The organism is Mycobacterium colombiense (assembly GCF_001672755.1).
GTDB classification, from domain to species: Bacteria; Actinomycetota; Actinomycetes; order Mycobacteriales; family Mycobacteriaceae; genus Mycobacterium; species Mycobacterium colombiense_C.
In genome coordinates this window covers 13,785-39,557 of the sequence record NZ_LZKI01000098.1, presented here as the reverse complement: position 1 = coordinate 39,557, position 25,773 = coordinate 13,785, and the positions used below count along the sequence as shown (strand labels likewise).

General features: G+C 67.6%; 25 protein-coding genes and 1 riboswitch. Of the genes, 4 read left to right on the top strand and 21 right to left on the bottom strand.

All coding sequences use genetic code 11. The features are described from left to right. The gene (locus A5708_RS13860) at nt 1-966 is read left to right on the top strand and encodes an oxygenase MpaB family protein (protein WP_065029179.1); all 966 of its coding nucleotides are present in this window, start codon (nt 1-3) and stop codon (nt 964-966) included. Nucleotides 967-1,085: 119 nt separating this feature from the next. After that, entirely contained in the window at nt 1,086-1,730 is a 645-nt protein-coding gene (locus A5708_RS13855; RefSeq protein WP_065029178.1) for a TetR/AcrR family transcriptional regulator, read from the top strand. A 19-nt stretch (nt 1,731-1,749) separates the two neighbouring features. On the opposite strand, the gene gcvP is transcribed toward A5708_RS13855, so the two are convergent. From gcvP to A5708_RS13795, 12 genes are all read right to left on the bottom strand, one after another. After that, the gene (gene gcvP, locus A5708_RS13850) at nt 1,750-4,581 is read right to left on the bottom strand and encodes an aminomethyl-transferring glycine dehydrogenase (RefSeq protein ID WP_065029177.1); all 2,832 of its coding nucleotides are present in this window, start codon (nt 4,579-4,581) and stop codon (nt 1,750-1,752) included. Between the two features lie 177 nt (nt 4,582-4,758). Then, nucleotides 4,759-4,856, bottom strand: a riboswitch (glycine riboswitch). 52 nt (nt 4,857-4,908) lie between these two features. After that, complete coding sequence (locus tag A5708_RS13845) at nt 4,909-5,538, bottom strand: MerR family transcriptional regulator (RefSeq protein ID WP_065029176.1); 630 nt, start codon at nt 5,536-5,538, stop codon at nt 4,909-4,911. A 300-nt stretch (nt 5,539-5,838) separates the two neighbouring features. After that, nucleotides 5,839-6,333 (bottom strand): bifunctional nuclease family protein, encoded by a 495-nt coding sequence (locus A5708_RS13840; protein ID WP_007771374.1) that lies wholly within the window; start codon nt 6,331-6,333, stop codon nt 5,839-5,841. Nucleotides 6,334-6,447: 114 nt separating this feature from the next. After that, a complete protein-coding gene (locus tag A5708_RS13835) occupies nt 6,448-7,200 on the bottom strand; it encodes a MerR family transcriptional regulator (RefSeq protein WP_065029175.1) in 753 nt (250 codons plus the stop codon). Further along, entirely contained in the window at nt 7,200-7,661 is a 462-nt protein-coding gene (gene garA / locus A5708_RS13830; protein ID WP_007771376.1) for a glycogen accumulation regulator GarA, read from the bottom strand. The genes A5708_RS13835 and garA overlap by 1 nt, the downstream gene beginning before the upstream one ends. Nucleotides 7,662-7,955: 294 nt before the next feature. Then, nucleotides 7,956-8,354: a glycine cleavage system protein GcvH gene (gene gcvH / locus A5708_RS13825; protein ID WP_064881083.1), complete on the bottom strand. Its 399-nt coding sequence runs from the start codon at nt 8,352-8,354 to the stop codon at nt 7,956-7,958. Between the two features lie 28 nt (nt 8,355-8,382). Beyond that, nucleotides 8,383-9,270, bottom strand: a complete 888-nt coding sequence (locus tag A5708_RS13820; RefSeq protein WP_081292953.1) for a DUF881 domain-containing protein — start codon at nt 9,268-9,270, stop codon at nt 8,383-8,385. 16 nt (nt 9,271-9,286) lie between these two features. Then, nucleotides 9,287-9,619, bottom strand: coding sequence for a small basic family protein (locus A5708_RS13815; protein ID WP_003876504.1), 333 nt, complete (start codon nt 9,617-9,619; stop codon nt 9,287-9,289). 58 nt (nt 9,620-9,677) lie between these two features. Continuing rightward, nucleotides 9,678-10,601, bottom strand: coding sequence for a DUF881 domain-containing protein (locus A5708_RS13810; protein ID WP_065029174.1), 924 nt, complete (start codon nt 10,599-10,601; stop codon nt 9,678-9,680). Continuing rightward, nucleotides 10,594-11,223 (bottom strand): CDP-alcohol phosphatidyltransferase family protein, encoded by a 630-nt coding sequence (locus A5708_RS13805; RefSeq protein ID WP_065029173.1) that lies wholly within the window; start codon nt 11,221-11,223, stop codon nt 10,594-10,596. Before A5708_RS13805 ends, A5708_RS13810 begins: the two co-directional genes overlap by 8 nt. 52 nt (nt 11,224-11,275) lie before the next feature. Continuing rightward, nucleotides 11,276-13,606: an accessory Sec system translocase SecA2 gene (gene secA2, locus A5708_RS13800; RefSeq protein WP_065029172.1), complete on the bottom strand. Its 2,331-nt coding sequence runs from the start codon at nt 13,604-13,606 to the stop codon at nt 11,276-11,278. A 69-nt stretch (nt 13,607-13,675) separates the two neighbouring features. Then, nucleotides 13,676-15,319: an acetolactate synthase gene (locus A5708_RS13795; RefSeq protein WP_065029171.1), complete on the bottom strand. Its 1,644-nt coding sequence runs from the start codon at nt 15,317-15,319 to the stop codon at nt 13,676-13,678. A 93-nt stretch (nt 15,320-15,412) separates the two neighbouring features. Here A5708_RS13795 and A5708_RS13790 point away from each other — a divergent pair, with 93 nt between their 5' ends. Then, nucleotides 15,413-17,332 carry an ABC transporter ATP-binding protein/permease gene (locus A5708_RS13790; RefSeq protein WP_065029170.1) on the top strand — a complete coding sequence of 640 codons (1,920 nt, stop codon included), beginning with the start codon at nt 15,413-15,415 and terminating at the stop codon, nt 17,330-17,332. A gap of 3 nt (nt 17,333-17,335) precedes the next feature. On the opposite strand, the gene A5708_RS13785 is transcribed toward A5708_RS13790, so the two are convergent. The 3 genes from A5708_RS13785 to A5708_RS13775 all read right to left on the bottom strand — a co-directional run bounded on the left by A5708_RS13785 (nt 17,336) and on the right by A5708_RS13775 (nt 20,196). Then, a complete protein-coding gene (locus tag A5708_RS13785; RefSeq protein ID WP_065029169.1) occupies nt 17,336-18,829 on the bottom strand; it encodes an FAD-binding protein in 1,494 nt (497 codons plus the stop codon). A gap of 49 nt (nt 18,830-18,878) precedes the next feature. After that, complete coding sequence (locus A5708_RS13780) at nt 18,879-19,379, bottom strand: VOC family protein (RefSeq protein ID WP_065029168.1); 501 nt, start codon at nt 19,377-19,379, stop codon at nt 18,879-18,881. A gap of 133 nt (nt 19,380-19,512) precedes the next feature. After that, nucleotides 19,513-20,196 carry a TetR/AcrR family transcriptional regulator gene (locus tag A5708_RS13775; RefSeq protein ID WP_196772630.1) on the bottom strand — a complete coding sequence of 228 codons (684 nt, stop codon included), beginning with the start codon at nt 20,194-20,196 and terminating at the stop codon, nt 19,513-19,515. 122 nt (nt 20,197-20,318) lie between these two features. On the opposite strand from A5708_RS13775, the gene A5708_RS13770 reads away from it, so the two are divergent. Continuing rightward, nucleotides 20,319-20,765, top strand: a complete 447-nt coding sequence (locus tag A5708_RS13770) for a nitroreductase/quinone reductase family protein (protein ID WP_065029166.1) — start codon at nt 20,319-20,321, stop codon at nt 20,763-20,765. 6 nt (nt 20,766-20,771) lie between these two features. On the opposite strand, the gene A5708_RS13765 is transcribed toward A5708_RS13770, so the two are convergent. The 6 genes from A5708_RS13765 to A5708_RS13740 form a co-directional block, all read right to left on the bottom strand. Next, nucleotides 20,772-21,452, bottom strand: coding sequence for a hypothetical protein (locus A5708_RS13765; RefSeq protein WP_065029165.1), 681 nt, complete (start codon nt 21,450-21,452; stop codon nt 20,772-20,774). Between the two features lie 95 nt (nt 21,453-21,547). Next, nucleotides 21,548-22,492 carry a sterol desaturase family protein gene (locus A5708_RS13760; RefSeq protein ID WP_065029164.1) on the bottom strand — a complete coding sequence of 315 codons (945 nt, stop codon included), beginning with the start codon at nt 22,490-22,492 and terminating at the stop codon, nt 21,548-21,550. Between the two features lie 41 nt (nt 22,493-22,533). Continuing rightward, nucleotides 22,534-23,250: an MgtC/SapB family protein gene (locus A5708_RS13755; RefSeq protein WP_065029163.1), complete on the bottom strand. Its 717-nt coding sequence runs from the start codon at nt 23,248-23,250 to the stop codon at nt 22,534-22,536. 224 nt (nt 23,251-23,474) lie between these two features. Further along, complete coding sequence (locus A5708_RS13750) at nt 23,475-23,798, bottom strand: DUF732 domain-containing protein (RefSeq protein WP_065029203.1); 324 nt, start codon at nt 23,796-23,798, stop codon at nt 23,475-23,477. 121 nt (nt 23,799-23,919) lie between these two features. Further along, entirely contained in the window at nt 23,920-24,243 is a 324-nt protein-coding gene (locus A5708_RS13745; protein ID WP_065029162.1) for a DUF732 domain-containing protein, read from the bottom strand. 60 nt (nt 24,244-24,303) lie between these two features. After that, complete coding sequence (locus tag A5708_RS13740; protein ID WP_065029161.1) at nt 24,304-25,707, bottom strand: PPE family protein; 1,404 nt, start codon at nt 25,705-25,707, stop codon at nt 24,304-24,306. Nucleotides 25,708-25,773 lie beyond the last annotated feature (66 nt).

Genomic DNA, 25,773 nt, shown 5'->3' with positions numbered 1-25,773 from the left:
ATGACGACGCCGGCGAGTTTCGTACGGGGCATTGGATCCGGTGCGAGGGTGACACCAGACTCGGCGCGCCGCGAATTGGCGGACGACGTCCGGTGGTTCGCGGGCTCGCCCTTGGCGGCGGCATTCGGTCGGCTGGCCCTCGACCAGGTGGCGCACCGGGAGATCGCCGCGGCGGTGGACCGCAGCGGACGGTTCGCCGACAACTTCACCGACCGCGGCATCCGCAGCGCCGCGTTCACCGCCCTGGCCACCTTCGGCGACAGTTCCGACGTGCGGACGTCGCGGGCCGATCTCAAACGATTGCACCGCGATGTGCGGGGCACCGGCAAGGACTCGTTCAGCGATACCCGTTACAGCGCATTGGATCCCGAGGTGTGGATCTGGGTGGCCGTGAGCGGCCTCAACCTCCTGTATCAGGCGTATCTGCGGGTGTGCGGTCGTCGGCTCACCGCGGCCGAGAAGGAGGTGGTCTACCAGACGCTGCGGGCGGAGCTGCAATTCCTGGAGTTGCCCAGTAAGCAGGCGAAGCTGCCGGCGACCCTGCACGACATGCTCGAGTACTACAACGCCGTCGCCGCAGAAGATCTGGCCGACAACGACTTTCTGCAATTCGCCAAACGCAGCTTCGTCGCGCCACCGATCCCGAAGTTGTTGCTGCCCCGGCAGATACGGCCACTGCTGCGGCTGGTATGGCCGGTGATGACGACGTTGGCGTCCCGGCCGGTGGTCGTCTGCTCGGCCGCGGTCGCCCATCCCACGATGCGCGGGCTGCTCGGTGTGCGGTGGGGCACGCGCGAGCAGGTTGAGTTCGCCGTCTACGTTGCCGCCTTGCAGCTGGGCTGGCGATGGTTGCCGCGCCGGCTCACCCTGGAGCCCCTGGCCTACAACCGTTATCAGTACGAGCGGCTGCGCGACCGCTATCGCTCGGTGCTGCTCGATTCGTTCGCCGCGCCGAGCCGAGCCTGATTGGGCAGGATGGATCGGCGCTGCGGCGACGGCACACCCGCAGGAATTGACCGCGCCTGCGGGCGAATACGCTGATACAGCGCAGAATCGACGTGATACCCCGATCGGCTGGAGGCCAGATGGTAGACCCCGCGATGCTGCTGGGCCTGGTGCCCGACGGTCTGGCCACCCTCGATCCGACGGCCCGCACCATCGTCACCGCGGCCCGCACCTGCTTCACCGAGCGCGGCTTCTCCAACACCACCATGCAGGACATCGCCGACACCGCCGGGGTCGGGGTCGCCACGGTCTACCGCCGCTTCCGGCACAAGCGAAACCTGGTGCGGCTGACCATCATGGACGAATCACTGCGGCTGAGCACGCTGGTCTCCGAGGTCGCGGGCCGGGCGGCGACACCGGACGAGGGTATTACGGAGGTCTTCGCGGCCTTCGTCCACGAAGCCTCCGCGCCCAAGCTGCTCACCCGGAGCATCCGCGAATCACCCGCCGCCGGTGAACTGTCCGCATACCTGACCGATGAGAACCTGATCGCCATGACCCGCGGCTACATCGCCACCTGGCTTCGCCGATGGCAGGAACGCGGCGAGGTGTCCGCGGATCTCGACGCCGAGGTGGTCGGCGAGATGATCGGACGGCTGATCATCTCGCTGATCAAGACGCCGAAGTCGGTCATTCCGATCTACAACCTGAACCAGGCCCGCGACTTCGCCCGCCGCTACCTGGTGCCGCTGGTGTTACAAGCCCCGGCGACAGCGCCCGGCTGAGACCCGACCCGCGCGACCGTCAGGCGAACGCCTCCACCGGCGGGCACGAGCAGACCAGATTGCGATCGCCGTAGGCTCCGTCGATGCGACGCACGGGCGGCCACACCTTGGGCCGGAAGTCCTTGCCCAGCGGATAGGCGGCCCGCTCCCGGGTGTACGGGTGGTCCCAGTCGCTGACCACCAGGCATTCGGCCGTGTGTGGTGCGCCCCGCAGCGGGTTGTCGTCGACGGTCCACTCCCCCGCGCCCACCCGGTCGATCTCGCCGCGGATGGCGATCATCGCGTCGCAGAACGCGTCGACTTCGGTCAGGGTCTCGCTCTCGGTGGGTTCCACCATCAGCGTGCCGGCCACCGGGAAACTCATGGTGGGCGCGTGAAATCCGTAGTCCGCCAGGCGCTTTGCCACGTCGTCGACGGTGACGCCGGTGGACTTGGTGATGCCCCGCAGGTCCAGGATGCACTCGTGGGCGACCATGCCGTTCTCGCCCGTGTAGAGCACCGGGAAGTACTCGTCGAGACGCCGGGCGATGTAGTTGGCCGACGCGATCGCGGTGAGCGATGCCTCGCGCAGGCCGTCGGCGCCCATCATCCTGATGTAGGCCCAGCTGATCGGCAGGATCGAGGCCGACCCGTAGGGCGCCGCGGACACCGGATGCCCCTGAGGCAGTTCGGGGGCGTGCGGGTGCCCCGGCAGGAACGCCGCCAGATGCGAGCGCACCGCCACCGGCCCGACACCGGGTCCACCGCCGCCGTGCGGGATGCAGAACGTCTTGTGCAGGTTCAGGTGGCTGACGTCGCCGCCGAACTTGCCCGGCCGCGCCAGCCCGACCAGCGCGTTGAGGTTGGCGCCGTCGACGTACACCTGGCCGCCGGCCTCGTGCACGGCCGCACAGATCTCGGCGATGTCGTGCTCGTACACGCCGTGCGTGGACGGATAGGTGATCATCAGCGTCGACAGCCGGTCGCGGTGCTCGCCGACCTTGGCCCGCAGGTCGTCGAGATCCACGTCGCCGTTGGTGTGGCAGGCCACCACGACCACCCGCATCCCGGCCAGCGCCGCCGACGCCGCGTTGGTCCCGTGCGCACTGGACGGGATGAGGCAGATGTCGCGGTGCGGTTCCCCGCGGCTGGCGTGATAGTCGTGAATGGCCAGCAGGCCGGCGTACTCGCCCTGCGACCCGGCGTTGGGTTGCAGCGAGACGGCGTCGTAGCCGGTGATCTGCACCAGCCAGGTCTCCAGGTCGGCGATCAGACGCCGCAGCCCGGGCGTGTCCGACGCGGGCGCGAAGGGGTGCTGGCGGGCGAACTCCGGCCAGGTGATGGGTTCCATCTCCGCGGCGGCGTTCAGCTTCATGGTGCACGAACCCAACGGAATCATGCTGCGGTCCAAGGCAATATCTTTGTCGGCCAGCGCGCGCAGGTAGCGCATCATCGCGGTCTCGGTGCGGTACTGGGTGAACGCGGGATGGGTGAGGAACTCCGAGGTGCGGGTGATGATGCCGGCACCGGCACCCCCCTGCCCGGCGGCGTGCAGTCCGAATGCCTCGAGCACGGCGGCGACGTGCTCGTCGGTGGTGACCTCGTCGCAGGCCACCGACACGTGGTCGTCGTCGACCCGCCAGAGGTTGATGCCGTGCGCCTTGGCCGCGGCGATCACCTCGGCGGCGCGCCCGGGCACCCGGGCCAGCACGGTGTCGAAGTACGCGTCGTGCACCGACGCGTCGCCGAGGGCGGCGGCGATCGCCTCGGCGTGACCGTGCACCCGGCGCGCGATCGCGGTCAGCCCCTCGGCGCCGTGGTAGCTGGCGTACATCGCCGCCATCACGGCCAGCAGCACCTGCGCGGTACAGATGTTGCTGGTCGCCTTGTCGCGGCGGATGTGCTGCTCGCGGGTCTGCAACGCCAGCCGGTAGGCCGGCGTCCCGTCGGCGTCCAGTGACACACCCACCAGCCGGCCCGGCAGCTGACGCGCGTGGCTGGCATGCACCGCCAGGTAGCCGGCGTGCGGCCCACCGAATCCCATTGGCACACCGAATCTTTGGGTGGTGCCGAAGGCAACGTCGGCGCCGATCTCACCGGGCGGCGTGATCAGCGTCATGGCGAGCAGGTCGGCGCCGACGGCAACCAGCGCGCCCCGGTCATGCGCCTGCTCCACCAGGCCCGTCCAGTCGGTGACCCGACCGCTGGCCCCGGGCAGCTGGGCGATGACGCCGAAGAAGTCGCCGTCCGGCAGCCCGTCCCGCAGGTCGGCGGTGACGATCTCGATGCCCAGCGGCTTGGCCCGGGTGGCCAGGATGGCCGCGGTCTGGGCGAAGACGTCGGCGTCCACCGCCAGGCGGTTGGCCTTCCCGCGCGCCGCGCGGTGCATCAACGTCATGGCCTCGGCCGCCGCGGTGCCCTCGTCGAGCATCGAGGCGTTGGCGACCTCGAGGCCGGTCAGGTCGGCGACCATGGTCTGGAAATTCAGCAGCGCCTCGAGCCGGCCCTGGCTGATCTCGGGCTGGTACGGCGTATAGGCCGTGTACCAGGCCGGGTTCTCCAGGATGTTGCGCAGCAACACCGGTGGCGTGAGCGTGTCGTAGTAGCCCTGCCCGATCATGGACACGGCCACCGTGTTGGCCTCGGCAAGTGACCGCAGCTCGGATAGCGCCTCGGTCTCGGTGGCGGCCGGCGGCAGCTGGTCGAGACCGGGCGCGGCGCCACCGGCGGTCAAGCGGTCCAGGATGCCGGCCGGAAGCGCCTTGGCGGCCAGTTCGTCCAGCGAGTCGACGCCGATGACGGCGAGCATGGCCGCGACGGCCTGGCCGTCCGGGCCGATGTGCCGAGCCGCGAAAGTGTGTTGATCGGACACTGGAAACTCCTGAGTAGGCGGGCGAAGACATATCAAGGCAGAGGACTAACGGCCCTCCCCCTCTGTCTTCACCCGTTCGCCGGGCGCCTGAGAGATTCGGTGCCCGATGCTGCCTGAGCGCCTTTCCCCATCGGCGGGCGGAGACCACAGGGTCCTCGCCGCTTTCCAGAGGCATCATGATTTCGCGCGGTCCGGGTGCCTGAGAGGTTGACGGAGAGGTGTTGCTCCTTCGGCGCCCGTGGCTGGCAGCCACGGAACTCTCCCGCTCGAATGCGATGCGCAGCCCAGTTTACTCGGCCCCTCGGGGCGGAGTCGCGGGCGCGCCGCTCAGCCGATCTTGCGGTCGCGGTGCTTGCGCCGGTTCGCCAGCTCGTCCTCGGGCTCGGCGATCGATTCGCCGCCGTCGGCCCGCTCGCCGGGGAAGTCCGCGATGACGCCGGTCAGCTCGCGCATGGCGCCCGACACGGCGATGCCGAAGACGCCCTGCCCGCCCTGCAGCAGGTCGACGACCTCTTCGGCCGACGTGCACTCGTAAACGGTGGTGCCGTCGGAGAACAGGGTGATGTTGGCCAGATCCTGCACACCACGCTGACGCAGGTGATCGACCGCGACGCGGATGTTGTGCAACGAGATCCCGGTGTCCAGCAACCGCTTGACGATCTTGAGGACCAGGATGTCCTTGAACGAGTAGAGCCGCTGACTGCCGGAACCGGCCGCGCTGCGGATCGACGGGACCACCAGCGAGGTGCGCGCCCAGTAGTCCAGCTGCCGGTACGTGATGCCGGCGATCTGGCAGGCGCTCGGACCGCGGTAGCCGACCAACTCGTCGGGCACGGAATCATCCGGGAAAAGTCCGGGTTGCACGGGTGCGCTGGCTACGGTGACGGGGCGGTCACTGGCCGCCTGGGTACCGCTGTCGGCTAAGTTGAGCTGCTCTTGGCGTGGCTGCTCGCTCACGGTGGTTCCTCTCCGCGATCGCGCTCTCGTCGTTAGCTGCGTCTGTGGCTGCATGACATTGCAGCCACGTTTGCTCAGGCCCGAGTGCTAGTAGAGCTTACGCTTTCTGATAGCCGCCGCGCCTGTAGTCGCGATCAAAGTATGGCCGCCGCGGGGCCAAGTGGGCGGGCTATCCGCCAGCGTGTCGACATCACGGTGTGGTTTGAGATTGATCCGTGATGTCGCCATCCAGGCTAAACCAGCCGGCCCGCCGTTCCCAAGCGCTGGTGGTAGCGCGTGTGCGCCGGGCCAGACTGCCCCTCAGGTGGCCTTGAAATCGTCCGGGGACACGCTGTCGAGAAATTCTTTGAACTTCTCCACCTCGTCCTCCCGGACGGCGGTGCCACCTTCCTCGTCGCTCTCGTCGGGAATCAGCAGGCCGGCCTGGGCAAGCACGCCTTCCTCGACGTAGATCGGGACGCCGACCCGCAGCGCGATCGCCACCGAGTCCGAGGGCCGCGCCGACACGGTGATGTTGCGGTCGAACACCAGGTCGGCGTAGAAAGTGCCCTCTTGCAGATCGACGATCCGCACCTCTTTCAGCGAATGCCCAAGCGCGGCAATGACATCCCTGATCAGATCGTGCGTCAACGGGCGCGGGGGCTCAACGCCTTGCTGCTCGAGGGCGATGGCGGCGGCCTCCGACTGACCGATCCAGATCGGAAGGTAACGGTCACCGTTGGTTTCGCGCAGCAACAACACCGGCTGGTTCTGCGGCTGCTCTACGCGAATGCCGACAACACGAACTTCACCCATCTGTGTCTGCCCTCCGCATTAGTGGCGCCGGTTGGATTGGTACCCGCCAGTGGACCGCGAGGTGAAATATCCGCCCTGCTGCCGAAAACCAAGCTGTCGACCGAAGTCTAGTCCTCAGCGATCCAGAACGTCGCGAACGGCGGATTTGATCAACGACGTGTGCAACGTGATCGCGAGCGCCGCGACCTCGCGCGCCAAATCGTCTGCGCGATCGCGCGCACCGGCCTTGCCGGCTTTGACTACCGGCCCGGCGATTTGGGCGATCAGGTCCGACTGGCGATCGGCGGCCGAGCGGAAAGCGCGCAGATGCCGCGGCTCGACGCCGTAATCGGACAGCGCCCGCGCGCACTGCAGGATGACGACGGCGTGCTCGTCGAAAAAACCGGCGGGCCCGGTGGTGATGACCCCGGCCTTGAGCAGCGCGATCAGCAGGTCGTCCCGCACGCCCGCCCGGTTGAGCAGCTCTTCGCGGCTCAGCCGGACGTGGCTGGGAGCCACCGCCGAGGTGTCGGAGCCCGTGTCCGCGCCGGCGGCTTCCCCGGTGCCCGCCACGGACACCAGGCGTGGGACGGAGTACGGGCCCTTTGCGGGCGGCAGCTCACCGTCGGGCTGGGCGTCCAGTTGCGCCCTGATGACCTTCAGCGGCAGGTAGTGATCACGTTGCGCGGTAAGGATGAACCGCAACCGCGCGCAGTCATAGGCGGTGAACCTTCGATACCCCGACGCGGCCCGTTGCGGCGTCACCAGCCCCTCGGCCTCCAAGAAGCGGATCTTGGAGATGGTGACATCGGGGAAGTCCGGCCTCAGTAGTTCCAGGACCGCCCCAATCGACATCCCGGCCAGTGCCGAGCTATCGGGTGCGCTCACTAGCCTGAAGATCCTCCATCCTCACCCTGCTTGGGTCCGGTCAGAAACACCAAGCGGAACTTGCCGATCTGCACTTCGTCACCGTTGGCGAGCACCGCGGAGTCAACGGGCTCACGATTGACGTAAGTGCCGTTGAGACTACCAACGTCGACCACGCTGAATTCGTTGTTTTCCAACCTGAATTCGGCGTGCCGGCGGCTGACGGTCACGTCGTCGAGGAAAATGTCGCTGTCGGGGTGCCGACCAGCGGACGTGGTGGGCTGGTCCAGCAAAAACCGCGAGCCCGCATTCGGTCCACGCTTGACGACCAGCAACGCCGAGCCGGCGGGGAGCCCTTCGACTCCGGATACCGCGCTCTCGGTTCCCGCCTGTGCGGGAGCGTCCAGCTCGTTGAGGAAGTCGGCACGGAAGACTGAAGTCGTCTCTACCGTGACTTCGTCCGAATTCTGGTCGTTGTCCATGTCCGTCACGCGCTGCTCCTCACTGGCTGCTGTGGCGTTGTCTGTCCGGGCCGCTCGGCCGGCTTGTGCAACAGGTTTGTTTGCCCGGAATGCCGATTACTGCCGTTTCGTACGTTCAAGAGTCTTTCACGTGTCTTTCAGCGATCTTCGAGAGACTTCAAAGGTCGATGTGTCGACGGTACCGCGCACCGGCTTGCAATGCGCCCACCACCTGACGATCCGAAACTTCGATTTCCCCGCACCCTGGCTGCACCGCGCGCTGGCCGCGCGGGGCTGCAGGGACATTAGCAATCGTCATTCGGTGAGCGTTCCGCGGTAGGCCTCAGCGTCGAGCAGCGAAGAAATGGCCGACTCCAATTCGCCGACGTCGGATACCTGCACATCCAGCAACCAACCGCCCCCGTACGGGTCGGAGTTCACCAGTTGCGGACTGCCGTCCAGATCGCTGTTGACCGCGGACACTTTGCCCGACACCGGGGCGTACAGGTCCGACACCGATTTCGTCGATTCGACCTCACCGAACGATTCGCCCGCGGTCAGTTCGGTGCCCACGTCGGGCAGCTGAACGAAAACGACATCGCCCAACGCCGACTGCGCAAAATCGGTGATGCCCACGCGCACGGTGTCATCCCCACTTCGGCGAACCCATTCGTGTTCGGCTGTGTAGCGCAGATCGGGCGGGATATCGCTCACGGGTGATCCTGTTCTGTTCGGGTGGTGCTCACTTGACGGGCTGAGCGTATTGGTGCGGTTTTGGTTGCCGCAAGGTGGTGACGTCCACGCGGTCCGCCTGCTGAACGGACATTCGCGCACCGACGCGCTTGACCGCGTCCTGCGCGCCGCCCGGAATGTTCATGGCCGCGGCCAGGGTGGGTGGATCGCCAATCGCCAGAATCGAATACGACGGCGACAGGGTCTTGGAGTCGATGGTCAGCGACCCAGGCATACCCACCACCCAGGTGTCGACACCGACCCGCACCGATTGGTGTGCGTCGTTGACTTCGATCGCCTCGGCGCCGGCGGCGCGCAACTCGTTTATCACGTCCAGCATCGCCTCGGGCGAAACCCCGGGTCCGGGGTCCTCGATCGTGATGGTGACGCCGGGGCCGGTGGCGCCGACCGCCCCGACCAGAATGGACAGCGCCGCCAGCCTGGACTGCGCGGATTGGATGGCGGCCTGGTCGTTGTTGCCGGACGCCTGCAACGAATTCAGCGTGTTCTGTAGCTCGTTCACCTCGGTGTTGAGCGTGCCTTCGCGCTGTCGCAACGAATCCAGCAGCACCAGAAGGTCTGCGGGGCGGGCCGTCTCCAGCGCGTCACCCGATTCGGTCTGGCGAACCTGCGTGACGATCGCCAGGCCCAGCAGCAGGCACAGCATCGCGGCCAGCGTCCCGAACGCCATCCGGGACCGACCGCCACGCACCATGCCGGACAACCCGGTGCGATGCAGCGGGCCGATCTCCGGGCGGGGGCTCTTCGCGGCCAGTTCGTGACGGCCGCGCGGCGCGCCCTGTTCCGGAGTCGCACCGGCGGCCCCGGCGCGCCCGGACCCGGTTGCCCCGTCACCACTTTGGCCGCCGGCGTTGCGGTCTTTCGGATCCTGGCTCACGTTGACCTCAAGTGCCTCACGCCCCGAACAGCCTGCGGCGCAGGGCGGCGGCATTGCCGAAGATGCGGATGCCCAGCACGACGATGATGGCCGTGGACAACTGCGTACCCACGCCCAACTGGTCGCCGACGTAAACGATCAGGGCGGCCACGAAGACGTTGAACACGAAGGAGATGACGAAGACCTTCGGATCGAAAATCCGCTCCAGGTATGCACGTAACCCGCCGAACACCGCGTCAAGCGCCGCGACCACCGCGATCGGCAGATAGGGCTGGACGACTTCGGGCACCGAGGGGTGAAAAACCAGGCCGAGCACGATGCCGATCGCCAGTGCTGCGATACCGATCATGCTTCTTGGTTTCCCGTCCGCGTCTCACACAGGGGAATGTGTCTGTTCGGGACTTTTCTCACTGTGGCCCAATCTGCTTGGCAAACTTGACATCCCGCGTCGATCCCGCAGGAAGCGTCAGTCCGTCGGCGACGTCCACCGTAACCACGACGGCATAGGAGATCTGCAGCAGCCTCAGTCGCTGCATGCCCGGGCTGTTGTCGAAGACATCGCGCATCGCGCGCGGCGGCCCGATCGCCAGCACCGTGTACGGACTGCTGGTCGGGTTGTTGTCGACCAGGATCGCGCCGCCGGCCTGCCGGATGGTGACGTTCGGCCCGATCCGCACACCGCCGACGGAAATCGCCTCGGCACCGCTCGCCCACAACGAGTTGACCAGCAGCTGCAGGTCGCGGTCCAGGATGATCTGCCGGCTGCCGCTGACCCGCTGCTTGGACACGTCGGAAAGGTTCGGGCTGGCACCGGGTTCGGTCACGGTCACCTTCAGGCCGGGCCCGATGATCGCCGTGCTGGCCGCCGCCAGGCTGAGCGCGTCGAGGCGTTTCAGCAGCCGTTGCCCCTCGGCGTCGTCGGCCAGGGCGTGCCGCTGCACGTCGTCGACTCGCGTCGCCAGCTCGCTGCGGCGCTGGCTGAGCTTGCTCGCGGAGCCCTCCGTCGACCGCACATTGCCCAGCAGCAGCTCCTGCTCGGACCGCACCCCGGGCGCCACCGAGCGAGCCTGGGCGACCGCTGCGGCGAAGACCGTCGCGATCAGCAGCGCCGCCAGCGCCTGCCAGAGCCACCCGAATACGCGGCGGCGTTCGCTGTGCGGCGCGTCGGCGACACGCCTGGCCGCCGCTGCGGCGTAGCCGGGGTCGAGGTGCTCGGACAGCAGCGCGCGCAACAGCGACGGCACCGGGATGTGTTTGGGCCGCGACGCCACATGCGCGCCGTGGCCGGCATTGGGGTCGTAGCCACCGAGCAGGCGGTCGGTGTCAGCCATGGTCGGCCACCTTCGCCGCGGCCGACGGCCGAGAAGCGCGGTCGACCTTGGGCATGCGTCGCACCACGAGAATCATCTGCACCGCGTACTGCACGAACGCCCACAGGTAGGCATACATGCCCCAGATCAGGAAGGCCCACCCGCAGGCGCCGATCACGCGGCTCCACAACGCGTCCCAGGTGCCCAGCAGCACCAGCGGAAAACCGGACATCAGCGCGAACGTCGCGGCCTTGCCGATGTAGGTCACCGGCAGCGCCGACAGTCCGCGGCTCCACAACAGCGGCAGCGTCGCCGCCAACAGCCCGTCGCGCGCGAGCAGGACGATGACGAACCACCACGGCACGATTCCGCTGATTGCCAGCACGATGGGCACCGTCACCATGTAGAGGCGGTCGACCGCGGGGTCGAGCAGCACACCGAGCCGGGAGGACTGATTCAGTAGCCGGGCGATCTTGCCGTCGGCCCAGTCCGAGGCGCCGCTGAACATGAGAATCGCGACGGCCCACCCATTGGCGTGCGCGACCAGCAGCGCGTAGACGAACACCGGGATCAGCGCCAGGCGCACAGCGCTGAGCACGTTGGGCACCGTCAGCACCCGGTTGGGTGGAAGCACCGGCTCCATGAGCCGTGACATTAGCCCAACGGCGGTTGCGCGGCTTGCCGCGCACTCGGGCTCAGCGGAAGACCCCGGGCAGGCTCAGGGTGGTCAGCGTGTCGTCCGACAGCGGGTTGTCGTTGACCATGTAGGTCCACGTCGACGTCGGGCGCGCCAGCTTGGACAGGTCCAGCCCGGGCTCCTCTTCGAGCACGTTCGCGGTTTCGAACGTCTGCTGCGCCGCCTCGATCGCGTCCGCGGCCAGCGACGCGAACGCGTCGACCGCCAACCGGTGGAACTCGTCCAGCGGATTCTGCCGACCCAGCGCCCGCAGGTGGATGCTCTCGCGGATGTCGGCCAGATACGCCAGATGGTCGGCCCAGCCGCGGTCCAGGTGATACAGCATGATCTGCCGGCAGATCGTCTCCAGGCGCTCTTCGGAGATTCCTTCGGTCTCGGCCAGCTCCTCGTAGCGCTTGGGCGCCAGCTCGGCAAGTTCCTCGCGCGCGGTGGCGTTGCGCAGCAACGTGTTACGTCGATCAACGATGATGGCCCGCTGCTGGGCGATCAACTGGTTGTACCGCCAGGTGTTCGCGTGCACGTCCAGCATGCGGCCCTCGGCCACGCGCTGGGCGTGGTCGAGCAGGCCCGCCGCCTTCGGGCTGACGATCCTGCCGTCCTCGTCGGTCTGGGTCGGCAGCTTGTTGTGGTCGAGGTTGGCGGCGACGACGTCGTCTTCCCAACTGGAGAAGAAGACGGACGACCCCGGGTCGCCCTGACGGCCGGCGCGGCCGCGCAGCTGGTTGTCCAGGCGCTGGGTGTGGTGCCGCCCGGTTCCGACGACGTGCAGCCCGCCCAGCTCGGCGACCCGGTCGTGGTCGGCTTCATCGGAGCCACCGAGGCGGATGTCCGTGCCGCGCCCGGCCATCTGCGTCGAGACGGTGACCACGCCGAACTTGCCTGCCTCGGCGATCACCTGGGCTTCCTCGGCGTCGTTTTTCGCGTTCAGCACCACCGCGGGCACGCCGCGGCGCAGCAGCCGCTCGTGCAGCTCCTCGGATTCGGCCACGTCGCGGGTGCCCACCAGCACCGGCTGCCCGGTCTCGTTCACCTCGGCGATGTGCGCGACGATCGCGTCGTTCTTGGCCGCGGCGGTGATGTACACCCGGTCCGACTCGTCTTCGCGAATGTTGGGCTCATTCGGCGGAATCGGTGAGACGCCGAGCTTGTAGAACTGGCGCAGCTGCTCGCCGGCCGCCAGCGCCGTGCCGGTCATGCCGCAGACCGTCGCGTAGCGGTTGATCAGCGCCTGCACCGTGATGGTGTCCAGCACCTCGCCCGTTTCGGTGGTCTCGATGCCCTCCTTGGCCTCGACCGCGGCCTGCAGACCGTCCGGCCAGCGCTGCAGCTGCGCGATGCGCCCGCGCGCGGCGTTGATCAGGTGCACCGCGTCGTCGCGGACGATGTAGTGCACGTCGCGCTGCAGCAGCACGTGCGCGTGCAGCGCGACGTTGATCTCGGTCAGGGTGGTGACGACGTGTTCCTCGGAGTACAGGTCGATGCCGCCGAGCGCCTTTTCGACCTTGCGGGCACCGACCTCGGTCAGGTGCACGTTGCGGCTGTCGGCGTCGGTGTCGTAATCGGTGGCGGCCTCCAGCTGGCCGGCCAGCTCGATGATCTCCAGCCGCGGCGTCTCGCGGTGCGTGGTGCCCGCCAGCACCAGCGGCACCAGCGCCTCGTCGACCAGCACCGAGTCGGCCTCGTCGATCAGGGCCACGTCGGGGTTGGGCGACACCAGGTCGGCGACGTCGGTCACCAGCTGATCGCGCAGCACGTCGAAGCCGATCTCGTTGACCGAGGCGTAGGTGACGTCGCAGCCGTAGGCGGCCCGGCGTTCCTCGCTGGTGGACTCGGCGGTGATCCAGCCGACGGTCAGGCCCATGGCCTCGATGACGGGGCCCATCCATTCCGCGTCGCGGCGGGCCAGATAGTCGTTGATGGTCACGACGTGCACGTGCCGCCCGGCCAGCGCGTACCCGGCCGCGGCGATCGCGCCCGCGAGGGTCTTGCCCTCACCGGTGGCCATCTCGATGACGTCGCCGGCCAGCATCCGTAACGCGCCCAGCAGCTGCACATCGAACGGCCGCAGCCCGCTGGCCCGCTCGGCCGCCTCGCGCGCGATGGCGAGGAACTGCGGGGAGTCCTCGGAATCCGCCAGGTCCTCGAGGTTGAGCAGCCCGGCCGCCTTGCGTAGCTGCTCGTCGGTCAGCCCGGCCGCCTCGTCGTTGTACTCCGACGAGTCGCTGACCTGGGTGAGGGAGCGGCTGCGGTCCTTTTCGGTGCTGGCGCCGAGCAGCTTCCAAAAGCGGCTGCTCAGCCGGCCGGGTTGAGCGCGGGTCGTCTTAGGCACAGGTCAACGGTACGCGGTGACTTCCCGCGCGGGCTCAAGCCAGTGGGCGACACCGCGGGCCGCACGCGCTCAGGCGAGGTTCGAGCGGCGTGGATATGCGACGTCGGGGTCGGTGAGCACATTGACGACGGCGGGCAGCCCGCTGGCGAGGGCGCGTTCCAGCGCGGGCCGCAGTTCGCCGGGCGCGGAGACCAGTTCGCCGTGGCCGCCCAGGGCGCGCGCCACCTCGTCGTAGCGCGTCCCCGGGCGCAGCTCGGCCACCACCGAATAGCCGTAGAGAGCTTTCATCGGGTGGTGTTCGAGCCCCCAGATGCCGTTGTTGCCGATCACGGACACGACGGGCACGTTGTGCCGGACCAGGGTGTCCCATTCCATGCCGCTGAAGCCGAAGGCGCCGTCGCCCTGCAGCAGCACCACCTGACGGTCCGGGTGGGCCAGCTTGGCGGCCAGCGCGTAGCCGGGGCCCGACCCCAGGCAGCCGAAGGGGCCGCTGTCCAGCCAGCACCCCGGTAGATAGCTGTCGATCACCCGCCCCGCGTACGACCCGAAATCACCGGCGTCGATCACGATGATCGCGTCGCGATCCAGCATGGGTGCGAGCTCCGCATACACCCGCATGGGATGCAGCGGGATCCGGTCGTCGGCCAGCTCGGCCTTCTCTTTGGCGCGCGACGCGGTCTCGGCGGTTCGCAGTTCGCCGATCCAGTCCCGGTGGTCGGTCCCCGTCGCGGGGGCCAGGGCCGCGAGGATCGTCAACAGGTCGCCGTAGAGCTCGGCCTGCACCGGCCGCGGATGGCGGCGTTCGGGCTCGACCCGGTCCGCCACGATGAGCTGGGTCTGCTCCCCGAACACCGCGCCGAAGCCGAGCCGGAAATCCATCGGCACCCCGACGATCAGCGCAACGTCGGCCTCCCCCAACGCTTTTCCGCGAACGCGGGAGAACGCCAACGGATGATCGGCGGGAACGGCACCGCGCGCCATCCCGTTCATCAGCACCGGGATCTGGAGTTCCTCGGCAAGGCGCAGCAGGGCCGCTTCCCCGCGCCCCCACCAGACGTTGGTGCCTGCCATGATCACCGGCCGCTGCGCCGCGGACAGCAGCGCGGCGGCGCGGCCCAGCGCTTGGCCGTCGGGTGCCGGGCCCGGCGGCAGGTCGACGAGGGCGCCGGGCCGGCCGTCGTCGTCGGACATGGAGAACGCGTGGTCCATCGGGAAGTCGACGAACCCCACGCCCGACGGCGCCCCGACCGCCGCGCGCAGCGCGTCGTCGACGAGCCGGCCGGCGTCGTCGGCCGACTGCGCGGTGGCGGCGAAGCGGGCCAGCGGTGCCACGAACGGCACGTGGTCGATCTCCTGCAGCGAGCCCATGCCCCAGCGCTGCGCCGGTGCCCGTCCACCCAGCACCACCAGCGGCGATTGGTTCTGCTGCGCCGCCGCCATCGCGCTCATCCCATTGGTGATGCCAGGTCCCGCGGTCAGCGCGGCCACGCCCGGCGACCGCGTCACCTTCGACCATCCCTCGGCGGCGAACGTCGCGGTCTGCTCATGACGCGTGTCGATCAGCCGGATGCCCTCGGCGCGGCACCCGTCGTAGATGGAGAACAGGTGGCCGCCGGACAGCGTGAAGACGGTGTCGACGCCGCTGGCCCGCAGGCGCCGCGCGACAAGTCGGCCGGCGTGCAATGTTTGTGCGGGGATGGCGTCGGTAGTCATGACCGCAGCCTAACCAGATCCGTCGGGTACCTTCGCCGAAGGATTTGAAGTTGAGGAGAGTCCGACCACCGCCTCGTTAAGGAGGGACCGACCGTGGGTCCGAAGCCGTTCACGCCATCGATCGACTGGTCGGCGGCAACCATGGATTCGTTGCGGTGGCTGGCCATCGCGTGGGTGATCGGCGCCGTCTGCCTCCTGGTTGTGCTGGTCGCCTTGCGCTACCTCACCCCGTGGGGTCAGCAGTTCTGGCGGATCACCCGGGGATACTTCGTCGGCTCGGCGAGCATCAAGGTCTGGCTGATGCTCGGTGTCTTGCTGTTCTCGGTGGTCCTGTCCGTGCGCCTCAATGTGTTACTCAGCTATCAGTCCAACGACTTGAGCACGGCGGTGCAGATAGCGGTGCAAGGCATGGCCGCGGGCGATGACAAAGTCAAACAGTCTGGGGTTCATGGCTTTTGGGTGTCGATCGCGATCTTCATCCTGCTCGCGACGATATTCGTTATCCGGGTCATGGCGGACATCTACCTGACCCAGCGCTTCGTGATCGCCTGGCGGGTCTGGCTGACCGGCAACCTCACCGACGACTGGCTCGGTGGCAGGGCGTACTACCGGGACCTGTTCATCGACAACACCATCGACAACCCCGACCAGCGCATCCAGCAGGACATCGACATCTTCACCGCCAACGCCGGTGGCACTCCGAACGCCCCGACCAACGGTACGACCAACACGTTGCTCTTCGGAGCCGTCAACGCGATGGCCTCGGTGATCTCGTTCGCCGCGATCCTGTGGAATCTGTCCGGCGACCTGACCGTTGCCGGCGTCAACCTGCCGCGTGCCATGTTCTGGGTGGTGTTGGTCTACGTGCTGGTGGCCACGGTGGTCGCTTTCTGGCTCGGGCGGCCGTTGATCTGGCTCAGCTTCAACAACGAGAAGCTCAATGCGGCATTCCGTTACGCGCTGGTCCGCTTGCGCGATGCGGCCGAGGCGGTCGGCTTCTACCGCGGTGAACGGGTCGAGCGCCGACAGCTGTGGCGCCGGTTCACGCCGATCATCGACAACTACCGCAAATTCGTTCGCCGGACCATCATCTTCAACGGATGGAACTGGTCGATGACCCAGGCGATCGTTCCGCTGCCCTGGGTGATTCAGGCGCCGCGGTTGTTCGCCGGCCGGATTCACTTCGGCGATGTCACCCAGACCGCGGTGGCCTTCGGGCAGATCGAGGAGTCGTTGTCGTTCTTCCGCAACAACTACGACGCGTTCGCCTCCTTCCGGGCCGCGATCATCCGATTGCACGGGCTGGTGGACGCCAACAGCAAGGGCCGCGCGCTGCCGGCCATTCTCGTCAAACCCAGTGAAGAGACGGCGGTCGAACTTCGCGGCATCGAGGTGCGCACGCCGGAGGGCGACCAACTGGTCGACTCGCTGGACATCCAGCTCGACGACGGCGACACGCTGGTGATCACCGGCCGCTCCGGGGCCGGCAAGACGACGCTGCTGCGCAGCCTGGCCGAACTGTGGCCGTACGCCTCGGGAACCCTGTGCCGCCCGGACGGCGAGAACGCGACGATGTTCTTGTCACAGCTGCCGTATGTGCCGCTCGGCAACCTGCGCACCGTGGTGGCCTATCCGAATTCGCCGGACGACATTTCCGATGAGCAGTTGCACGACGTGCTCACCAAGGTTGCGCTGGCGCCGCTGACAAACCGGCTGGACGAAGACCACGATTGGGCCAAGGTGCTGTCGCCCGGCGAGCAGCAGCGCGTCGCCTTCGCGCGCATCCTGCTCACCAAACCGAAGGCGGTCTTCCTCGACGAGGCCACCTCCGCGTTGGACGAAGGCCTGGAATTCGCGCTGTATCAATTGGTTCGGTCCGAGCTGCCGGAGTGTGTCATGGTCAGCGTGAGCCACCGGCCCACCGTCGAGCAGCACCACGAGCAGCAGCTGCACCTGCTGGGCGGCGGCCCCTGGCAATTGGGCCCGGTCGAGAAGGAACCCGCGCAGGTCTAGCGCCTACGCTCCCCCGGCCCGCTTGGCCGCGTGCGCTCCGGCGCGACGCCCGAAGAAGGACCCCTCGCCCAGCTGTGTCCCGCTGGCGTACCCCTTGCCGTCCTGGGCGAGGTTGGACGCGCAGGCGCCCGCGGCGTACAAACCGGGCACCACGCTGCCGTCGGCCCGCTGCACCTCGCCGTCGACGGTCACCGCCAGGCCGCCGATGGTGAATCCCGAGTACATCGCCCGTCCCAGCGACAGGTCGAACACCGCCCAGGGGCCATTATCTTGGGGCGCAAGGAATTCCGGCTGCTTATGGAAATCGGGATCCTCGCCCGCGGCGGCGTGCTTGTTGTAGCGATCCAGCGTGGCCGCGAGGTTGCCCTCCGGAATGCCAAGCGCCGCTTCCATTTCCGCGATGGTCTCGTACCCGTCGAGGAATCGGATCAGCGGCATGGCCGGCATCTCGGTGTGCGCCTCGTCGACGATCAGGTACGCCGTCTGCTCGGGCTGCTCCAGCACGAAAGCCGAAGTGCGCGAGTGGTAGGAGTCCTCGGTGACGAACCGCTGGCCGTCCTTGTTGACGATCACACCGGTCAGCAGAACCTCGGGCGGGTAGGCCGCGGCGGTGATGAACAGCTCGTCCATGTTTTTGGTCGCGCCGCCCGCCGACACGCCCATCCGGATGCCCAGCCCGTCGTCGTTGGGATTGCCCAGGATGTAGGGCGCCACCATGCCGTGATGTTTGGTGCGTCGCTCCTGGCCCAGCGCGGGCGTGTGCTCGGCGACCATCTCCGGGTTCATCGCGAATCCGCCCGCCGCGATGATGACGGACTTGGCCTTGATGGCACCGGTTTCGGTGAAATGCTTCCACGCGACGCCGATAACGGCGCCGTCGTCGTCGGTGACCAGGTTGGTGACCCCGGTCTCGTAGCGGATCTGCACGCCCAGGGTGTCGGCGCGCTTGAGGAGCAGGTCGACGACCATGCTGGCGCCACCCAATTCGCCGGGCACCGGCACCGAATGCCCGCGCGGTGCGGGCTTGGCCTTCTCGCAGAAGGGCCAGACCTTTTCATTGCCGGTGTAGCTCAGCCCCTCGGTGCCCGGCGGGACGACGACTTTGCCCGGGTAATAGCTGCGCTCGAACTGGAAACCCAGGTCTTCCAGCCAATTGAAATGCTCGACGCTGCCGTCGCAATAGGCGCGGATCTTGTCGAGTTCGGGTTCACGCGACACCTCGACGAGATACTTGTACATCTCCTCGGCGGAATCATCTTGACCCGTTGCCTGCTGCACCGCGGTCCCGCCACCGAGGTAGAAGTGGCCCCCGGCAAGCGAAGTGGTGCCGCCCGCCGCGGCCGCGCGTTCGAGCACCAGCACCCGCGCGCCGGCCGCCGCCGCGCTCACTGCGGCGCAGCCGCCGGCGATGCCGAACCCGATCACCACGACGTCGGCGTCGTCCGACCACGTGGTCACGCCGTCCGCACTGACTGTTGCCGGTATCTCCGTGCTCATTGGCGCCACTCCTCCTCATCGCCGCGGTCCGCGTCTTGTCCGACGCGGCTCACCGCTGCTCCTGTTTGATGTAGTCGTAAAACGCCCTCATTTCGGGCGAAACGTACGCGAGCTCCACATACGGCACGCCCGCCTGCGGCGCCGATAGGTAGACGAATTGGATACCGCCGGGCATCACGCCTCGCTGCACCACCGCGGCGCCCCGCTCGGCGGCCTCGGTCACCGCTGCCTCCAGTCGCTCGGGGCTTTCGACCTCCATGCAGATGTGGTGCAAACCCGGCCCGCATTCGGACAAAAAGTCACTATAGATGTTCTCGCCGCGGACCGGCTGGATCAGTTCCAACTGCATGTCGCCGAGGTAGCTCAGCGAGATGCTGGCAAAGAAGTCGGCGGGCCGGCCATGGTAGCTGCACGCGTCCGGAGCAAAGTGCACATCGGGTATGCGCACCCACTTCCGCACACCTAACAGGCCGGTGAGGGCCGTTTCAGTGGCATCGAGGTCGGCGGTGACCCAGGCGATCTGCGTCGGCGATTGAACGGGAAGCGTCATCGCCTCGCAGAATAGTCCAGTCGCGGGGCCGCCAGAAAGGGCCCGAATAACTTTGCCATGACGAGCCCTTCCGGTCGGCGAACAGCCGGGTGAACACGTTCTAATTTGTTACGCCCGCAGCCGCCGTGAGCCATCAATGCTGGGTCAGGACATCCACCAGCAGCCGCAACTGGGCGTCGAAGACGGTTTCCGGGTCGGTCAGCGTGTCGGCGCCGTACTGCCCGAACACCTCGAGGCTGATCGCACCCAGCACTCCCGCCCAGAGCAAAAAGCACTTGGCGAGCACCCGGTCATCACCGGGGAACCCGAACTCGTGACGAATCCGTTCGAAGTCGGATGACATCGGTTGCGGGGCAAAGTCATTCGTCAGCCGAATATCGCCGGTGGCGATTCCGGCCGCCACCGCGTCGAACAACGCCGCGACCACCCGGGTCCCCACCGCGACCGTGCGCTCGGGCGGCGCGTGATATCCGGGGACGGGACTGCCGTACAGCAGGGCCCAGCACGCCGGGTGTGCGACGGCCCAGCCCCGGGTCGCCCGCGCGATGGCGACGACGTCGTCGCTCCACAGGTCGCCGACCTTCTCGCGGGCGCGCTCCACGGCATCGGCCAGGTCGGAGTAGGCGTCGACCAGCAGCAGGGTCAGCAGTTCGTCGCGGCTGGACACGTAGCGGTACACCGCCGAGGACACCATGCCCAGGTCGCGGGCTATCGCCCGCACCGACAACCCGGCCGCGCCGCGCTCCACCAGCTGGCGGTGACCGAGCTCGATGATGCGTGCCTCGATCTGCTCCCGGGATTCCTGGCGTTTGCCCACGCGGCCAGTCTGACACAACCGAGAACACCGCTCTTGCTTTCGGCGGCGGGTTGTGGCAGCGTGTTCAAATCAGAGAGCACCGCTCTCTCAAGTTTGACCAGGATTCGCTGAGAGGCCACATCATGTCCACCCGCTATGAAGAACCGAACCGGGTTGCCCGAGCCGCCAACGGGGTCATCCGCTGGCTCGCCGAGGCGGGAATCAGCATCGCCGGGACCCGGGCGCTGCGCGTCCGTGGCCGCAAAACCGGGAAGCAACGCGCGGTGGTGATCAACCTGCTGACCGTCGACGGCGTGGAGTACCTGGTCTCGCCGCGCGGCAATACCCAGTGGGCGCGCAATGTCCGGGCGGCGTCCGTCGTCGAGGTGGGTCCGCGCTGGCACCGGCGACGCGTACGGGCCGACGAGGTCGACGACGCGGCCAAGCCCGACCTGCTGCGGCGCTACCTGGCCAGATGGTATTGGCAGGTCAAGGGTTACGTGGCGGGGTTGACCCCGGACAGCACCGACGAGCAGTTCCGCGCCGCCGCACCCTCGATTCCGGTGTTCGCGCTGACCCCGGTGGGCTGACCGCCCCTAATGCGCGTTGTCGCGCACTCCGAGGTCCTCACGGACCTCCTCCGAAGTGGCCCCCCACGACACCGCCGCCGGGAAGTCGCCCCACACGCTGTTGAAGATCCCGACGATCTGTCCGGGGCCGCCACTGGGCGCCAGATACACCGGTCCGCCCGAATCGCCGTTATGGCTCTGCACGCCGTGCGACATGGTGAACCAACCGTTGTTCACGCTCTCCACCGTCCCGCAGGTTTCCCCGGTGATCACGCCGAAATGGCAGACCGGCTGCCCGGGCGCAAGCGTCAGGCCGGGATCGGAGACCAGCGGCCGGCCGCCCGGCAGGATGTTGTTCGCCATGACGCTGTTGTCCAGCACGATCGCTTCGTAGTCGTTGATCACCTGGCTGGTGGATACCGTGGTTCCGCTGGGGGTGTTGTCCCGGAACGCCGCCATCCGGCCGATCACGGCACCGCCCCGATCCGTCACCACACCGCTGCCGCCACCCCGGCAGTGTCCCGCGGTGAACGCGATTTTCAGGCCGGGATCGACGTATCCCAGCGTGCAGACGCGGTTGTCCTGGCGTATTTCCATGCCCGGATACACCACGACGTCGGCTTTGGCCGGCGCGGCCGGCACAAAGGAGGCGAGGGCCACGACCGTAGCCGACGCGGCGAACGTGCGCGTTGCCAGACGATGCACCATGGACTCCGATCCATCGGGCCGATACCGACGGGAGGGCGAGGTTACGGCGTAACCGTTCCTCCACGCTCAGCTTTTCGCGCCGGCCTGCGCAAATGTTACAGGGAGGTCACGGCCGGGGCGCCGGCCTCGACGGGACGGGCCGCTCGCGGCAGCCAGCCGGGCGGGCCGAACACGTAACCCAGCCGATCGCGCAGGCGCGTCGCCGCTCGCCAGTCGCGGGCGATCGCGACGTATTCGCGTGTCTGCAACGTCCAGATGTTGAACGTGTCCACGCGCTTCGTCAGGCCGTAATGCGGCCGGAACAGCTCGGCCTGGAAGGTTCCGAAGACCCGGTCCCAGACGATGAAGATGCCGCCATAGTTCTTGTCGAGGTAGACCTTGTCCATCCCGTGGTGCACCCGGTGATGCGACGGCGTGTTGAACAGGAACTCGAACGGCCGCGGCAGCTTGTCGATCCGCTCGGTGTGAATCCAAAACTGGTAGATCAGGTTCACCGAGAAGCTGAAGAACACCATCCATGGTGGAATTCCCAACAGCGGCAACGGGATCCACATCAGTATCTCGCCGCTGTTGTTCCACTTCTGGCGCAGCGCCGTGGCGAAGTTGTAGTACTCGCTGGAGTGATGGGCCTGGTGGGTTGCCCAGATCAATCGCACCCGGTGCGCGATCCGGTGATAGGCGTAATAGAGCAGGTCCACTCCGAGAATCGCGACGACCCAGGTGTACCAATGCGTCGGCGACAGGTGCCAGGGCGCCACGTAGGCATAGATCGCGGCGTAGCCGAGCAGCGCCAGGGTCTTCCAGCCGGCCGTGGTGGCCACCGAAACCAGCCCCATCGAGATGCTCGCCACCGAATCGCGGGTCAGGTGCGCCCCCGACGCCGGCCGCGCCGCATCGGCGGCCTCGGCCGTGAGGTGTTCCAGCTTCCGGGCCGCGGTCCATTCGAGGGTCAACAACAGCAGGAAGAACGGGATGGCGACCAGCACCGGATCCCGCATCTGCGGAGGCAGGGCGGACAGGAAGCCTGACAGGGCACTCACACAGGTAAGACTACGACGAGCGCGGCAGTATCCATCCGCCCTCAGCGACGATCGTCGGACTGCGCTTCGTCCCCGGCATACCACTGCACCGCGCGGACGCCGGGCAGCAGCGACAGTTCGGCCACCAGCCGCTCCAGGCGGGCCGGGGCGTCGCCGTTCATCAGCAGGTGGGCGGTCAGGGTGACCTCGTCGCCGTCCGGGTTGCCGGTGTGGATTCCGCGAAGCGTGATGTCGTTGCTGCCGGCGTGCTGGACGATCTGGGCCCGCGCGTACTTCTCGTGCTTCGGACGGCAGACCACCTGCACGAGGTAGGGCACCAGGCTCTCGTCCTCTTCGGCGCTGTTGTCGCGGTCGATGAGCCGGCCCAGCGGGCGCCCCAGCAGGTGGATGCCGATGACGGTGCCGGTGCCGATCAGCGCGAACACCAGATGCCCGGAAGCGGCCAGCACTCCGATCGCCGCCGAGCACCACAGGGTGGCGGCGGTGTTGAGGCCCCGGACGTTGACGCCCTCCCGCAGGATCACGCCACCACCGAGGAACCCGATGCCGGACACGACATAGGAAGCGACCCGGGTGGGGCTGGTGTCGGAGGTGGCCGCCGCGTAGAGCACGAACAGTGTCGCTCCGCCGGCCACCAGTGCGTTGGTGCGTAGGCCTGCGCGCCGCGCCCGCCACTGGCGTTCCAGCCCGATGAGGGCGCCGCAGCCCACGCCGACGCCCAGCCGGAGCACGAAATCGAGAGCGCTCAGCGTCTCCAACGACTCACTCCTTTCCCTGGACCCGTTGTTGAGTATCCCCGGCCGCACCGGGCGATTCTGGTTGCGGCCCCGGCGTGGTGCCGGTTGGCGCAGCTAAACACGTGGAAGTGAACGGCAGATGGACCCGAGCCGAATCGGGTCCGAGGCGGTCGCATCGGCGAAACCTGCGCGCCGTCAATTGGTTGCGCCGCGGTCACCGAGTGCGGCGGTGCCGGACGACCGGGCTACCGTCGGTTAAGTTGCTGCGGGCAATAGTATTTCGCCGCGATCGCCAAGAACGATGTTGCGTGATCGTTGGTGAGGCCGGGGTTTTCGCTCTTCAGCTCGTCAAGCATTTGAGGGCCGAACTCGCCGTTGCCCATCGACGCGCACACCGCCTTGGCGAACTTGATCGCCCCGTCGGGGGACGAGTAGGTGATGCCCGCACTCCGCAGGGAGGCAAGGAAACCGGCCTCGTCGACTCCGGGTGTCCCCGGATCACCATGCGCGAGCGGGCCCATTCCGATCGCGGCCGCAACGCCGACGCTCAGCGCCAGCAGCAGTCTCATGACCGGTGATTGTCCCATGTCGCGGCGATGCCCGCAGCGGCGGGCGATGCTTGGCAGATCCATTGCGCAGCAGGGTATTCGAGTTCGACGGCCCGAGCCGTTACCACCCGCCCGCCGCGGCTCACGCCTTGGAGAGCTGCTGGGGGCAGTAGTACTTCGCGGAAAGCACGGCGAAGTTCGACGCCATATCCATGTCCATCCCGGGGTTGCGAGCTTTCACGTCGTGAACCACCTCCAGGCCCGACTCGCCGTTGTTCAGGCAGGAACACACCGCCCTGCCGGCGGCGACGGCCGAGCCCGGGCTGTTGAAGCTGAACCCGGCTTGCTGCAGCGCGGCGACGAAGCCGCCGTCGTCACCGTCCGGCACAGGCGGTGGTCCCGCATATGCCGGTGCGGCAAGGCCGATCATCGCCGACACGCCAAACAGCGCCAGAAGTGTCTTCATCTCTGCCACCCTTTCCGGTTGTTCCGAATAATGCCGAGCCAGGCTGAGTTGCCTTGGCCGTCAACCCGACTGGGCATCAGCGGGTATGACTTTCGACTTGTCGCCCTTCTTCAGGTGCACCGCATGGATGCCCGGCTTCTTGGCCAGCTGCTCGAGGAGCGCGTCGAGATTCTCCTGATCGACGTTGTGGTGCTGCACGGTTTCGGGCTTCTCCGAGATTTGCGCGACGAGGCGCTTCAGCTGTTCCGGCGATTGCTTGTCTTTGAGGTCCTTGATCGGAGTCATCCGGTTACGCACGCCCGCCCGCGCCACGGTGGGCCCACCGGACCCTGTGGCGCTACCCAGCATCCCGGCCATCCCCATCGAATTGAACAGACTCCCCTGGCCCAGCGCGGCCGCCGGCACGGCCTCGGTTCCTGCGGCCGACAGCGCGGCGGCGACAGTCCGAATGGATGGGGTGGACGTCGCCCAGCTCGGCGGGATCGACAGCCTGCCGACCAGGCTGCCCGCGTTGCCCATGCCGGCGATCGGGCTGATCGAGCTGTACAAGGTGCCGCGACCGAAACCCAGCGCCCCCAGGCCGGCGCCCAGCGCATCTTTCGGCAGCGCCCCATACCCGATAGGCGGGGTGAACTTGAGCCACTGCGACAGCGGGAAGTTGATTAGCAACCCGATGTCGTTGAACTGCGTGGTCAGGCCCAGCGGCACCTTCACCGCGTTGTATAAGCCGGTGTAGAAGCTCGATCCGCCCGGAAGCCCGTTCAGGAGACCGGTGACGAACTGGTTGTAGAGGTAAGCGAGGTTCGCCGGGAGGGAGAAGGCCCCGCTGTACGGCAGGGTGGTGGTCGCCGCCGACGCCGCCGTGTTGGCGACGTTGGCGGCCGGGGTGCTGGCCGCCGAACTGACCGCGGCGGCCTGCATCGGCTCGGCGGCCTCGTTGGTGGTCTTGGGCGCCGGGCTGAATTCCGTCAGGTTGTTGGATGCGGTCGCCGACGAGGCGAAGTAGGTGTCCATCGCCGTGGCGTCCTGCGCCCAGAACTCGCCGTACTGGGCCTCGTTCGCGGCGATCGCCGACGTGTTCTGGCCGAACAGGTTGGTCGCCACCAGCTGCGCGAGCAGGGCTCGATTCTCCGCGATCACCGCGGGCGGCACGTGGGCGGCGAATGCCGTCTCGTAGGCGCTGGCCGCCGCAGTGGCCTGCGTCGCAGATTGTGCGGCCTGCGCGGCGGTTTGCTGCATCCAGGCCACGTACGGCGCGGCCGCGCTCGCCATGGCGATCGAAGACGGACCCACCCAGGGGCCGGCCGTCAGGCTGGAGAGCACCGACGAATACGACGTTGCGGTGGACTGCAATTCGGTGGCCAGGTTCTGCCACGCCGTCGCCGCGGCCACCAAGGACCCCGCTCCCGGACCGCTGTACATCCGGCCCGAGTTGAACTCCGGCGGAAAGGCTCCGTAAAACAACTTTCGTACCCCCTACCTGGCTGCCAGAGTCGGCAACGGTTGGCTGCCATACGGTTTGGTCATCGC